Raw genomic sequence first — 14,015 nt, forward strand, 5'->3', positions numbered from 1 at the left:
GGATTTTTTTCGGCGCGTCCACAGCCCTATTCCCCATTGCCAATCTGCCAGATAAACGTCGGTTCGCGGCCATTAACCGCCCAGTCACCGACGTTGCGGATTTTGTAAATCACCGGGTTGTGTGACGCCACGGTGCGCGCGTTACGCCAGTGACGATCCAGCGCCTTGCTGACGCGGGTGTCCGATGCGCCCAGCGCGTTAAACAGTTCGGTGGCGGCACGCGGGATCAGCTCGGTGGCAATCACCTGCGCTTTGGCAGCTTCCAGCTCCGCCTGCACGTTAGCCTGCTGGATCGCCTCTTCGCTGCCGCCCTGATGCTCGACGTCAAACGCCCGTTGCAGCGAATGGCCGGCACGCTGTACGGCGGATTCCACCGCCCATGCCCAGCTGTCGATCTGTCCGACCACCTGCAGCACCTGAACATCCTGCTTCACCAGCGGCGCGTTGCCGTGGCTGTAAATACGCTTACGCGCCGCCACGCCCTGCGCAGCATCGCGGCTGACGGCGCGGCCAATGCCAGCCAGCGTCGCCAGCAACACGTGCTGGTAAAACGCGGTCTGATAGCGGAAGCGTTCGCTGAAGTCATAGACGTGCGCCTGCTCCACCTCCGCCTCGTTAAAGCGCGTGGTGCCGCTGCCGGTCAGGCGCTGACCAAAGCCATCCCAGTCATCGTCGCGCTGGACCGCCGGTTGATGGGTACTGACCAGCGCAATCACATCGCGGTCGTTGTCGGTGCGCTTCGCAAAGACATCGATCCAGTCGGCGTACAGCGTGCCGGTGCTGTAAAACTTGTCGCCGTTCAACCGCCAGCCGTTTTCGCCCGGCGACACCCGGGTTTTGATTTCGCCCAGCTTAAGGTTGCCGATTTCACTCCAGCCGCTGCCGACCAGTTCACCGTCGGCAAAACGGCTGAACCACTGGCGACGCCCTTCACTGTCGGGCTGATTCAGGCGATCTTCGACGAAGGCAAAATGGGCGCGCAGCGCCTGCGGCAGATTGGAGTCGGCTTCGGCCAGTTCGATCAGCAGCTGGAACAGCTGCGGCAGGCTGGCACCCAGTCCGCCCTGATCCACCGGGATGCGCAGGGTGCCGAATCCGGCCTGCTTCAGCCAGCGGATCGGCTCATCGGCCAGCGTCCGCTGATGTTCACGCGCGACCGCGCCTTCGGCAATCTGGTTGAAGATCGGGCGGAATCGGGCGGCCAGAATTTCGTAATCCGGGTAAGTGGCTTCAGACATGGTGTTCTCCAGTTTCGTGTTCGGTGTCAATGTCCTGACGGGTCGGTTCGAAGCGAATAATCAGCAGGAAGAAAATCGGGATAATGGCGGCCAGCGAGACAATCCAGAACATATTGGTGCCGTACGCCGCCTGCAGGATCGGCAGGATAAACAGCGCCAGCGCGCTGCCAATGCCCGAAAGCGAGCGGCCAAAGCCGACGCCGGTGGCGCGAATATGGGTAGGATAAGAGAGCGCCGGATAGATCATCATCTGCGCGCCAGGGCCAAAGCCTTCGGCGAACAGCCACAGACCCAGCATCAGCATGGCAAACACCACCCCGGCGGTCGCTTCAGGATGGCCGACCAGCGCCAGCGAAATCAGCGCGATAAACTGCAGCGCAAAGCCGGCGATCGCCACATGCCGTGACGGGAATTTCCACGCCAGGCGCATGCCCAACAGGCCGCCGGTAAAGGCAAACAGCGCGTTAAGGCCGAGCGAGGCGGAGATGGTTTCAAACACGCCGGCGCCCAGGAACTGCGCCAGAATCGACGGCAGGAAGAAGGCAATCGCGGTGTATTCAAACGAGATACAGACGTTCATCACCGCGGTCACCACGGTGCGCTCCAGATAGGGTTTCTGGAACAGCACGCGGAAGCTGACCTTTGGCGGCGCTTTTTTCTCTACCGCCGGCTTTTCTGGCTCAGCTTCGTGGGCAACGATGCCGTAGGAATCGCGCAGGATGCGCACCGCACCACTCAGATCGCCCTGATTGGCCGCCCACAGCGGCGATTCATTCATAAACTTGCTGCGCACGGCGATGATCAGCAGCGCAGGCACCGCGCCAAACAGCAGCGATGCGCGCCACAGCCAGTCCAGATGCTCTTTCGGCAGCAGGAAATAGAGGGCAAAAATGATAAAGAAACAGGCCGAGGACGCGGCGTACCACATCGGGCACCAGGCTGCCAGCCGCGAGGCTTTATTGCCCTTGCCGGTGAATTTAGAGAATTCCGCCAGGTAGGCCATCGCCACCGGCAAATCAATCCCGACGCCGACGCCCATCAGGAAACGCGCGCCGATCAGCACCCAGACGTTCGGTGCCAGGCCAGCGGCAATCGCCGACACCACAAAGAACAGCATGTCGGCCATAAATACCGAGTAGCGGCCGTACTTATCGGTCAGCCAGCCGCCGACCAGGTTGCCGACGATGGTGCCGATCATGATCGACGAGGTCACCAGCCCGGTCAGGGTTGGCGTCAGCCCGAACTCTTTCACCACGTCATCAATCCCGTAGGACAGCGTGGTCAGATCGTAGGCATCGAGGAAGACGCCGCCCAGTGCCAGAAACACGATCCAGCGGGCGTAGCTGTTTTTACTGCTGCAGCTGTTAATGACGTTTGCCACGTCACTGACAGAGCTTATCGGTGTTGAATGCGGCGGCGGGAGTATCCGTTCGCCCTCAAGATTAATCGTGCTCATACTGGCCTCATCATTTTATTATTCGCGGGTGATGAGCTGTTTATAGAAGGATCTTGCGGCGGGGACAAACAACAAATAATCATTATAAAACCATAAAAATCAATAAGATATTCACGTTTTTTTGACAAGCAGAAAAACCGGATAAGCCAAAGGCCTATCCGGTGATTCAGGGTTAAAACGCGCGCGATTATTCTGCCGAAACAGGCACCAGCACACCTTTCACTAACGGGTCATTGGTCTCTTTCAGCCACTGCTGCAAGCGTGGGTCGGCAAACGCCTTCTTCAGCTTGACGATGTTCTCGTCGTCCAGATACGGCGTGCCAATCACCAGCTGCGAGGCAAAGGTTTTCGGCGCGGGCGGGAAAAGGATCCCTTTCTCACGCGGGACTTTGCCGGCGTCAAACTGGGACACGTAGCCAATCGCCGCATCCACCGAGTTCAATGCGCGCGGCATGGTTAACAGGTCCAGCTCCTTGAACTTGAAATTATGCGGGTTGGTTTTGATGTCCTTAAGCTGCGCCATTCGCGGCTCCACCGCCGGATCCAGACCAATCAGGCCGATGCGTTGCAACAACCACAGCGCCTGGCCCTGATTGGCACCGTCATTGGGCACCACAATTTCCGCGCCTTCCGGTAAATCCTTAATCGAGCTATAGCGATCGGAGTAGATGCCAAACGCCCACTGGAAAATCGGCAGCGCCGGGGTTAAAGCAAACTTGTTGGCGTCGACCACCTGCTTTAACCACCACTGATGCTGATAGACGGTGGCGGCATACTGGCCGTCGGCCACCGTGCGGTCTGCCTGCACCGGATCCTGCAAGCCCACCGCTTCCAGCTTGATGCCGTAATCCGGTGCGATATGCTGACCGACATACTGGATAATGCGCTCCTCGCCGGCCATCGCCGGTTCAAAGTGGACTTTCAGCGTGTCGGTAAAGGTGACGGCGTCACTCTTTTTCGTCAGCAGATGCCAGGCCACGCCCGCCACGACAATCACCACCACCACGGCGACAATGCCCGGCCATTTTTTCTTTTTTCTGATTTCAAACTGGTGCTGCGACATGGTCAGGATCCCTGAGAAGGTTGAAGTGCGGCAACCAGGCGGTCGCCAGTAAACTGAATCAGTTGAATGGTGGCAATAAGCACCAGAATGGTGGCGATCATGATGTGGTTGTCGAAGCGCTGATAGCCGTAGACCACCGCCAGATAACCGATACCGCCTGCGCCGATGGTGCCGGCAATCGCCGAGTACTCAATCATCGAGATCAGGTTAAGCACGATAGCCGCAACGATGGCGGGCAAGGCTTCGCTGACCTGCGCCCGGCGGATGATTTGCCAGGTCGACCCGCCGGAGACCAGCCCCACGGCGGTGACGTCAGCCGGCAGCTCGCGCAGCGCCGTTTCCACCAGCCGGGCAAAGAACGGCGTACCGGCAACAATCATTGGGATCACCGCCGCAGGGATGCCGATGGTGGTACCCGTCAGCCAGAAGGTGAACGGAATGATCGCCGCCATCAGCACCAGAAACGGCAGTGAGCGTCCCATGTTCACTATCCAGCTCAGGCTACGGTTCATTGCCACATGCGGAAACAATCCGCGCTTTGAGGTGTTAAACAGCACGATGCCCAACAGGCCGCCGAAGGTGACCACAAACAGCATCACGATGCCGACCATCAGCCAGGTTTCGCCGTAGGCCGGCAGCATCAGGGTGTGGATATCGCGCCACGGGGTGTCATGACTCATGACGTCTGCGGGTTTCATCCGGCCTCCTGCAATGCGGGCTGGAGATCGAGAATTTCGGCATTGATACCCAGTTGATAAAGCTGCTGGATCAGCACCTGATGGCGGGGCCGCTGCGCGCCAAAGCGCACGGCGATGCGCATCCGCCCTGCCAGCCGCTCGCCCACCTGCTCAACGTGTGCCGCCAGCAGATCGATGTGCAGCTGATATTGCTGGCTAAGCTGGCTGATCCAGTCGGTGGCTAGGGGGCGATCGCCATAGGTCAGCTGCAGCAGAATATCCCCCGACGCCTCCAGCGGCTGTAGCGGAAACAGCCGTTGTCCCAGGCTCGACTGCGGGCTGGAGAGCAGATCGCTCAGGGTGCCCTGTTGCACCAGCCGTCCGTCGCTGATTTCGGCCACCGCATCCGCCGCCCTGCGCACCACGTCCATTTCATGGGTGATCAAAATAATCGACAGACCAAAGCGATCGCGCAGCTGTTTCAGCAATGCGAGGATTGAACTGGTGGCCTGCGGATCCAGCCCCGAGGTGGCTTCATCGGCCAGCAGCACCGACGGTTTCAGCGCCAGCGCGCGGGCAATCCCGACACGCTGGCGCTGGCCGCCGGACAGCTGCGCCGGAAAGGCGTTGGCTTTATCGCTCAGGCCGACGCTGTCCAGCAGCTGCCCGACGTGGCGTTTGATTTCACCGGGCACCACGCCGAGCCACTCCAGCGGCAGCGCGATGTTTTCCCAGGCGGTTTTACGCTGCAACAGCGCTGACGACTGAAACACGGTGCCAATGGCCCGGCGTTTGGCGCGCAGCGCGTCACCCGACAGCTGCGACAGATCCTCGCCATTGACCCGGATGCTGCCCGACGAGGGTTTTTCCAGCAGGCTGATGCACTTCGCTAGCGTGGATTTTCCCGCGCCGCTCGGGCCGACCACGGCGGTGATCGACGCCGGCGGCACGGTCAGCGAGATGCCTTTCAACACCTCCACCGTTTTCCGGCCCGGCGCGGGATAGTGTTTTTTCAGCTCAGAGATTTCAATCATTGAGCACCTCACTCTCCGGCTGCGGCACGTCGCCCGACACGCGGCGATAGCCCACGCCAGGATGCGGCGCTGCAAGACGGTCGCCCTGGCCAAACAGTTTTTCGCGCAGGGTGCCCGGCTGATAGTCCTTCTTGTAGACGCCGCGTTTTTGCAGCTCCGGGATCAGCAACTCCACCACATCGGTGAAGGTTTCGTGAGTGACGGCGTAGGCGAGGTTAAAGCCATCGACATCGGTCTCTTCCACCCAGCTTTGCAGCTCGTCGGCGACGGTTTCTGCACTGCCCACCAGCAGCGGGCCAAAACCACCAATCCCCACCCAGTCGGCCAGCGCCTGCACCGTCCACTGACGATCCGGATCGGCGGTGGAGAAGGTTTCCACCGCCGACTGGATGGCGTTGGTGTGCAGGTGTTTAAGTACCTGGTCCGGCTGATACTGGCCAAAATCGATCCCGGTCCAGCCGGAGATCAGCGCCAGCGCGCCCTCATAGCTGACGTATTTTTTGTACTCTTCCCACTTCGCCTGCGCTGCCTGGTCGGTTTCGCCGACGATCACCGTTTGCAGGTTAAAAATCAGGATACTGCGCGGATCGCGGCCGGCCTCCGCCGCGCGACGGCGAATATCCGCCACGGTTTTCTTCAGCAGCACTTTTGATGGCGCGGCAACAAACACGCACTCGGCATGCTCAGCAGCAAACTGCTTGCCCCGGCTGGAGGCTCCGGCCTGATACAGCACCGGCGTGCGCTGCGGCGACGGTTCGCACAGGTGAATGCCCGGCACCTGGAAGAAGGTGCCCTGATGGTTAATCGGGTGGATTTTTGTCGGATCGCTGAAGATGCCGCGCACGCGGTCGCGTACCACCGCATCGTCTTCCCAGCTGCCTTCCAGCAGCTTGTACACCACCTGCAGATATTCGTCGGCATAGTCATAACGCGCATCGTGATCGGTCTGGCTCTGATGACCGATATTCTTTGCCCCGCTCTCCAGATACGAGGTGACGATGTTCCAGCCGATGCGACCTTTGGTCAGGTGATCCAGCGTGGAAATGCGGCGGGCAAACGGATAAGGATGCTCGAAGGAGAGCGAGGCGGTCAGGCCAAAACCAAGGTGTTCGGTGACTAACGCCATTGGGGTGATCAGCGCCAGCGGATCGTTAACCGGTACCTGGGTCGCGTTGCGGATCGCGGCATGGTTGTTGCCGTCCAGCACGTCATACACCCCCAGCACGTCGGCAATAAACAGCCCGTCGAATTTGCCTCTTTCCAGCAGGCGGGCCAAATCGGTCCAGTAAGCCAGATCCTTATATTCCCACGAGCGGTCGCGCGGGTGCGCCCACAGGCCGGGAGACTGGTGACCGACACAGTTCATATCAAAAGCGTTCAGGCGAATTTCACGTTGCGATGACATAGCAGACTCCATAGCAGGCACGGCAAGGGCTCGCCCTTCCGTTCCGGCAATCAGTAAAAGGATATTTTTCAGGAAAAATCAGCGGATCAGGACGGGGGACATCGCTCGCCGTCGGACGGGGAAACGATCCCCAGCAGCTGCTGCGCCAGGGATTCGGCGTGTTCGGCAACCTGCGGTAAGCCCATTAATTCACCGAAGCGGCCGCGCGCGGCGGGCCCGACGACGTAAAGATGGGGATTGCTTTGGTCGTGGCGGTTCAGGGTGCGGGAATGGGCATCGACAGCGATCCCCAGCGCCAGCGGATCGGCCTTAATCAGCCCTTCCGTCGCCAACTGCTGTAGCAGCGGATTACTGCTTAACAGCGCGCCGTGGGCCGGGCCGGTGGTGACGATCAGCCGGTCGACCTGCACGCTGTCGGCCTGTGCCTGGCCGCGTCGCTTCAGGGTCAGGATCACCGTGTCATTATCGACCGCCACCTGTTGCAGGCTGGCGGCCAGCACCTGAAGGTGCCCGCTGTGCAGCAGTCGCGTCAGCACCGCGCTGACCTGCGGCGCAATGCGGTAGCGATGAACATCCCACCACGGCCGCAGATGGCGCAGAAAACTGCGCTGCTGGCTGAGCGACAGCTGTTGCCACAGGCGTTGACCGTTGAGGCGAATATCGTCCAGCACCAGCTGCCACGGCTGCTGTTCGGCGGCGGCCAGACGAACTTCCTGGCGGATACGGCGCAACCAGCCAAGCGCCGTCGCGGCCTGCGGTTGCTGGTAATCCAGTGGTCGCGGCGCAAAGTCACCGGTGATATTCGGACGCGGCAGCTGACCCCGGCGGGAGAAGGCGACGATGCTGCCGCGATGTCCCTGACGGTGCAGCGAGGCAACCACGTCCGACATGGTTAAGCCGGATCCGATAATGGCCACCCGATCGTCTTTCGCCACCTGACTTAGCGCATCGCTCTGCCACGGATTGGCGATCAGGCCCGGATGCCCGCCCAGCGCCTGCTGAAGTTTTGCCGGCACCGCAGGCGGCGGATGGCTGACCGCCAGCACCACGTCATCCGCGCGGTATTTTCTGCCGGACGCCGTCAGCACCTCGCCGTTTTGCAGCGCTATCGCCCGATCCTGAATATGGCTCACCCGCACCGCCGAGGTTTTCAGCGCCTCGGCCAGCTTGCCTGCGACGTAAGCGCCAAACTGGCCGCGCTGCGGATAGACCTTGCCGTCCTGCCACAAGGCTTTGGCATCGATCTGAAAGGCGGCCGAGGCGCGATACCAACGGTCAAAGTCGCCTTCTTCCGCCGCTGAAAGCTGCATTCTGGCCGCCGGCACGTTAATCCTGTGCGCCGGATCGATGGTGCCATAGGCCACCCCCTGAGCCAGCTGGGCGCGCGGTTCAATAATTGTCACCTCCAGTCCGGCGTGACCCAACCGCGCCAGGTGGACAGCCAGCGCCGTGCCGGTAAAGCCGCCGCCGATAATGACAATCTGCCGATCGCTCATGACTCAGTTTCCCTGTTTGCACGGACGGCGATCGCCACCGATGGTTTCGCCAAAGGGTCCGGTATTGATGGTACGCTGGCGCTTCTCGGCATTGCTGGCCAGCGGCAGCAACGGCATCACCAGTTCCGCAAAGCGGTGCGCTTCTTCCAGATGAGGATAGCCCGAGAAGATAAAGTTTTTGATGCCCAGTGCCTGATATTCACGAATACGATCCGCCACCTGCTGCGGACTGCCTACCAGCGCCGTGCCCGCTCCGCCACGCACCAGGCCAACGCCGGCCCACAGGTTAGGCGCGATGCGCAACCCGTCTTTCGAGCCGCCGTGCAGCGCGCTCATGCGGGCCTGTCCGGTGGAATCCATCCGCGAGAAGATCTTCTGCGCGGCGGCGATGGTGTCATCATCAAGGTGGGCAATCAGCTTGTCGGCGGCGGCCCAGGCTTCTTCTTCGGTTTCCCGCACAATCACGTGCAGACGAATGCCGTAATCCAGCGTGCGGCCCCGCTCTTCAGCGCGCTGACGCACCACGGCGATTTTCTCCGCCACTTGCTCAACCGGTTCGCCCCAGGTCAGATAGGTGTCGATCTGGTTAGCGGCCACCTCCAGCGCTTCTTCTGAGGAACCGCCAAAGAACAGCGGCGGACCGTTTTCCTGCACCGGTGGGAACAGCACTTCAGCCCCTTCCACGCGGATATGCTCGCCGTGATAATCGACCTTCTCGCCCTTTAACAGGCGCGAATAGACTTCGAGGAACTCACGGGTGACCTGGTATCGTTCGGCGTGGCTGAGGAAGATGCCGTCGCCCTTGTTTTCTACCGGATCGCCGCCGGTCACCACGTTGATCAGCAGACGCCCTTCCGACAGGCGATCCAGCGTGGCGGCCATCCGCGCGGCCAGGCTCGGCGGCTGTAAGCCGGGACGCACCGCGACCAGATAGCGCAGCCGTTTGGTGATCGGCGCCAGCGCGGAGGCCACTAACCAGGAATCCTCGCAGCTTTTGCCGGTGGGGATCAGTACGCCGTAATACCCCAGATTGTCGGCGGCGAGCGCCACCTGCTGCAGGTACGGCAGATCGACGGCTCTTCCGCCTTCGGTGGTGCCGAGATAACGGCCATCGCCGTGGGTCGGTAAAAACCAAAATACGTTGAGATTGTCCTGCGCTGCGTCGCTCATTATCCGTTTCCTATATAACGATATCTGAATTTATTGTATTGATTATTCTCGTTTGGTTATAAAGACCATAGCAGGAACCATGCCACAATTTAATCCTGCCATTGTTATTATTTTTCAATGGGTTAGATTTTAAGATCCCCGTCCCTTTTTGCTGCAAATGCAACAGCCACTGATGACCGTCTGCTGCATTTGCAGCAAACCGGCCGGTCACCCCCTCGTTATCGCCCGCGTCTGAAGGTATGGTTTCCGTTCCGCTTAATGTGAGGGATCCCCGATGCAAACCCACGGCCCGGTGTTAATTGATCCTGCTTCTATTGCCTTCCAGAGCGTTCTGGACCGCCTGGCGCCGACCGACGCCACGGTGCTGATCGTCGGGGAAACCGGCACCGGCAAAGAGGTGGTGGCGCGCTATCTGCATCATCACAGCCCGCGACGCGACCGGCCGTTCCTGGCGGTTAACTGCGGTGCGCTGACCGAAAGCCTCGCCGAATCCGAACTGTTCGGTCATGAGAAAGGCGCCTTTACCGGCGCGGCAGATCGTCATCAGGGCTGGTTTGAAGCGGCGGAAGGCGGCACGCTGCTGCTGGATGAAATCGGCGAGCTTAGCCTGCCGTTGCAGGTGAAGCTGCTGCGGGTGTTGCAGGAGCGCGAAGTGACGCGGGTGGGATCGCGTCGCCCGGTAAAGGTCAACGTTCGGGTGGTGGCGGCCACCCATGTGGATCTGGCGCATGCCATTCGTGAACGTCGTTTCCGTGAAGACCTCTATTACCGGCTAAATGTCGCGGCGGTGGCGCTGCCGCCGTTACGTCAGCGGCGGGAAGATATTCCGCTGCTGGCCGATCACTTTTTAACGCTGTATGCCCGGCGGCTGGGCCGTCCGCAGCTGCGCCTCAGTGAGGAAGCGCTGGGCACGCTGATGGATTATGCCTGGCCGGGCAATATCCGCGAGCTGGAAAACACCCTGCACAATGCGGTGCTGTTGAGCAGAGAGCCGCTGATTACGCCGCAGCAGCTGCGGCTCAGCGCCGCCAATCTGACCTCGCTGCCCCATGATGACGATTCGCTGGATGCGTTCTTACGCCAGCAGCTGGTGGAAAATGACAGCCCGCTTTATCAGCGGGTGCTGGATTCGCTGGTCCGCAATGCCTTTGAACTGAGCCAGGGCAACCAGCTGCAAACTGCCACCCTGTTGGGCATCAGCCGCAATACGCTACGCACCCATCTTGGCCATCTGGGCCTGATTAAAGCCCGCCGCAGTGTGGCCGGCGCGACAGGCAAAACCCCGAACGAATCGGGCAGCAGCGAGCGCGAACTGCGGATTGGTTACCAGAAGTTTGGCAATCTGGGGATTTTGAAAGTGCGGCAGACGCTGGAAACGCAGTTTGCCGATCGTGGCGTCAGCGTGCTGTGGAGCGAGTTCCCCGCCGGTCCGCAGTTGCTGCACGCGCTGACCAACGGTGAGATCGATTTTGGCACCACCGGCGAGGTGCCGCCGCTGTTCGCCCAGGCCAGCAACAGTCCGCTGCTGTATGTCGCCTGGGAACCCGCCGCGCCGCAAAGCGTGGCGCTGCTGGTGGCGCACGACAGCCCGGTGCAGACGCCGGCCGATTTACGCGGTAAGCGCATCGCGGTGAATAAAGGCTCCAACGTCCATTACCTGTTGCTGCAAATTCTCGATGAGGCGGGCCTGACGCTGGACGACGTGCGCGTGGTCTATGCCCCGCCGAAATATCCGCTGACCCCCAGCGATCATCATGCGGTCGATGCCTGGATGATGTGGGACCCGCTGCTGAGCGATGCCGAACACGGCGAGCAGCTGCGGGTGATCGCCAACGGCGTTGGCCGGGTGAACAACCATCAGTTCTATCTGGCACATCGCGATTTTGTCGGGCATTCCGCCGATTTGCTGGACACGCTGATGTCGGCCCTGGAACACACCGGACAGTATATCGAGGCACACCGCGATGAGGCCGCCGCGCTGCTCTCCGCTGAGCTCGGGCTGTCCACCGAGTCCCTCGGCCATGCGCTGGCGCGCCGCAGCCATCAGCCCCGGCGCATGGATTTGACCATTATTCGTCAGCAGCAGGCGATTGCGGATCGCTTTTACGCGCTGGGCCTGCTTTCCCGTGCGATCAAGGTGCGAGAGGCGGTCTGGCCATGATTTTTTCAGCTAAGCAAAGCAATTTTACTCGTTAAGCCGTTTTCATGCGGTTTGCTATGTTGCTGAAACATTACCTATTACACCGGGATTAAAGATGAAAAAAATCGTATTGAGCGGCCTGATTGCCGCCGCACTCAGCGCCTCGGCGTTTAACGTTATGGCAGAAACTGCCCCTAAACAGGTCACTATCGGTTTCCAGAAAGCCAATATTTTTGCGCTGCTGAAGTACCGCGGCACGCTTGACGCCGAGTTTAAAAAACAGGGCATCGCGGTGAAGTGGGTCGAATTCCCGGCCGGCCCGCAGATGCTGGAAGGGCTGAACGTCGGCAGTATCGATCTGGCCGCCACCGGCGATGCGCCACCGACCTTCGCCCAGGCGGCGCAGGCCGACCTGGTGTATCTGGCGCACTCGCCCGCTAACCCAAAAACCGAAGCGATTGTGGTGCCGGAAAACTCAGACATCAAAACCGTGGCCGACTTGAAAGGCAAACGCGTGGCGCTGAATAAAGGCTCCGACGTTAACTATCTGCTGGTCAGCGCGCTGGAAAATGCCGGATTAAGCTACAAGGACGTGAAGGCCATTTATCTGCCGCCTGCCGATGCGCGTGCCGCCTTCCAGCGTGGCGCGGTCGATGCCTGGGTGATTTGGGATCCCTACTACGCGGAAGTGGAAACCAATGCCAAAGCCCGGTTGATCAAAAATGCCGAAGGGCTGGTGCCGCATTACACCTTCTATCTCTCCAGCCGTAAGTTTGCCGATACCTATCCGCAGACCGCCAAACAGGTGGTCGATCAGCTCGGCACGCTGAGCGACTGGGCCAACAAAAACCCGGAAGAGGCAGCCAAAATACTGTCAACGTCGACCGGTTTGCCGCAGTCGATCTGGCAGCGGGCGATTGCCAGAATGCCGTTTGGCGCAGAGCGAATGACGCCGGAAGTGTTTAAGGAACAGCAGGCGCTGGCAGATAAGTTCACCCAGATTGGCCTGCTGCCGGTGAAGGTTAACGTTGCCAGCGCAACCTGGTCGCTGGATAAGAAATAACGCTGCATTTTGAAGGCAAAAAGGGCAATCAACTGATTGCCCTTTTTTATGGGCTGGGGTGACTCAGGCGATCGCTTCCGCCTGGCGATTCAGCGCGGCCGCCTGCAGCTGTTCAACGCTGAGCGTGGGATCGAACAGGCCGGTGGAGAGGTAGGTCAGGCCGCTGTCCGCGAGGATCGCCACAATCCGCTTGCCGGCATATTCCGGCCGCCGGGCAACCTCGCGCGCGGCATACAGCACCGCACCTGAGGACTCACCCACCAGGATGCCATCCGACAAGGCGACTTCCCTCGCCGTCTGCACCGCCTGCCAGCTCTCCACCGCGATCGCTTCATCGCACAGGCCGCGATCCAGCGTCAGTGGCACCCGCTCCGGGGGCACCTCGCTGAAGGCATGCACGCCGGTGATCTCGCGGGTGTCCGGGCTATCCTTGTCCGGGATGCTGAAGTGGCCGGGCTCGACGGCAATCAGTGCGATCTGCGGGTTAAGCTGCTTAAGATAGCGTCCCGCCCCTGACAGCGTGCCGCCGGTGCCGACGGACGCGATCAGCACGTCAACCTGCCCTCCGGCCTGTTGCCAGATTTCCGGCCCGGTATTGTGGAAATGGGCCTGCGGATTGGCCGGGTTTTCCAACTGGCAGGTGAAGCAGATATTCGGCTCTTTCAGGATCACGTTATCGGCCAGCCAGCGGGCGGCAGCCACAAAGTCGCCGTCACTCGCTTCGATCACCTTGTCGAAGCCGGGCACCGCGCTAAACGGGATGATTTCCGCGCCAAAGGCGTTGAGGATGGCAAAACGTTCGGCGCTGAGTTTGTCATGCAGGTAAACACGAAACTTATAGCCTTTGGCCGCGGCGATTGAGGCCAGGCCAATGCCGGTATTGCCGCTGGTGGTGTCGACCAGCGTCATGCCCGGCCTGAGCTTGCCGCTGCGCTCCGCCGCTTCGATCATCGCCAGCGCGGTGCGATCCTTGATGCTGTGATTGGGGTTGAAATATTCCAGCTTGGCGACCAGATCGGCAGTCAGTTGATGCTGTTGGGAAAAGCGGGTGAGGCGTAATAGCGGGGTCTGACCTACCAGTTCGGTAATGCCATTATGTATTGTCATCATGCGCTCCAGTCAGGCGGGTTAAGCAATCTACTGGCAAATATTCCGCTTATCGTCTGAAAGGTAAATTAAGAAATAGCGCAAAGGATTCCAGAGAAATAACTAAGTCCGCGAAGCATAACGCCTCGATGTGAAAAAGGCCGGTTTCCCGGCCTTCGCATAAACA

The 14,015-nt window shown here is 60.3% G+C and carries 11 protein-coding genes; 2 read left to right on the top strand and 9 right to left on the bottom strand.

The window, feature by feature from the left end; translation table 11 throughout:
- Window positions 1-26: 26 nt before the first annotated feature.
- The 8 genes from ACXKZG_RS11995 to ssuD all read right to left on the bottom strand — a co-directional run bounded on the left by ACXKZG_RS11995 (window position 27) and on the right by ssuD (window position 9,539).
- Entirely contained in the window at window positions 27-1,238 is a 1,212-nt protein-coding gene (locus ACXKZG_RS11995) for an acyl-CoA dehydrogenase family protein (RefSeq protein ID WP_346567818.1), read from the bottom strand.
- Window positions 1,231-2,694 (bottom strand): MFS transporter, encoded by a 1,464-nt coding sequence (locus tag ACXKZG_RS12000; protein ID WP_488874912.1) that lies wholly within the window; start codon window positions 2,692-2,694, stop codon window positions 1,231-1,233. The genes ACXKZG_RS11995 and ACXKZG_RS12000 overlap by 8 nt, the downstream gene beginning before the upstream one ends.
- Window positions 2,695-2,881: 187 nt before the next feature.
- Complete coding sequence (locus ACXKZG_RS12005) at window positions 2,882-3,757, bottom strand: MetQ/NlpA family ABC transporter substrate-binding protein (protein ID WP_346567820.1); 876 nt, start codon at window positions 3,755-3,757, stop codon at window positions 2,882-2,884.
- Between the two features lie 2 nt (window positions 3,758-3,759).
- Window positions 3,760-4,455: a methionine ABC transporter permease gene (locus tag ACXKZG_RS12010; RefSeq protein WP_013202095.1), complete on the bottom strand. Its 696-nt coding sequence runs from the start codon at window positions 4,453-4,455 to the stop codon at window positions 3,760-3,762.
- Window positions 4,452-5,468, bottom strand: coding sequence for a methionine ABC transporter ATP-binding protein (locus ACXKZG_RS12015; protein WP_013202094.1), 1,017 nt, complete (start codon window positions 5,466-5,468; stop codon window positions 4,452-4,454). The genes ACXKZG_RS12010 and ACXKZG_RS12015 overlap by 4 nt, the downstream gene beginning before the upstream one ends.
- Window positions 5,461-6,873 (bottom strand): LLM class flavin-dependent oxidoreductase, encoded by a 1,413-nt coding sequence (locus ACXKZG_RS12020; RefSeq protein ID WP_013202093.1) that lies wholly within the window; start codon window positions 6,871-6,873, stop codon window positions 5,461-5,463. The genes ACXKZG_RS12015 and ACXKZG_RS12020 overlap by 8 nt, the downstream gene beginning before the upstream one ends.
- An 86-nt stretch (window positions 6,874-6,959) precedes the next feature.
- Window positions 6,960-8,369, bottom strand: coding sequence for an FAD/NAD(P)-binding protein (locus ACXKZG_RS12025; protein WP_471720242.1), 1,410 nt, complete (start codon window positions 8,367-8,369; stop codon window positions 6,960-6,962).
- Between the two features lie 3 nt (window positions 8,370-8,372).
- Entirely contained in the window at window positions 8,373-9,539 is a 1,167-nt protein-coding gene (ssuD, locus tag ACXKZG_RS12030; protein WP_488874913.1) for an FMNH2-dependent alkanesulfonate monooxygenase, read from the bottom strand.
- A 274-nt stretch (window positions 9,540-9,813) separates the two neighbouring features.
- On the opposite strand from ssuD, the gene ACXKZG_RS12035 reads away from it, so the two are divergent.
- Both ACXKZG_RS12035 and ACXKZG_RS12040 read left to right on the top strand, forming a co-directional pair.
- The gene (locus ACXKZG_RS12035; RefSeq protein ID WP_488874914.1) at window positions 9,814-11,700 is read left to right on the top strand and encodes a sigma-54-dependent Fis family transcriptional regulator; all 1,887 of its coding nucleotides are present in this window, start codon (window positions 9,814-9,816) and stop codon (window positions 11,698-11,700) included.
- A gap of 94 nt (window positions 11,701-11,794) precedes the next feature.
- Window positions 11,795-12,742, top strand: a complete 948-nt coding sequence (locus tag ACXKZG_RS12040) for a sulfonate ABC transporter substrate-binding protein (RefSeq protein ID WP_488874915.1) — start codon at window positions 11,795-11,797, stop codon at window positions 12,740-12,742.
- Between the two features lie 63 nt (window positions 12,743-12,805).
- On the opposite strand, the gene ACXKZG_RS12045 is transcribed toward ACXKZG_RS12040, so the two are convergent.
- Window positions 12,806-13,849, bottom strand: a complete 1,044-nt coding sequence (locus ACXKZG_RS12045) for a PLP-dependent cysteine synthase family protein (protein WP_488876262.1) — start codon at window positions 13,847-13,849, stop codon at window positions 12,806-12,808.
- Between the last annotated feature and the right edge of the window lie 166 nt (window positions 13,850-14,015).

It is taken from the genome of Erwinia sp. 2186 (assembly GCF_057812255.1).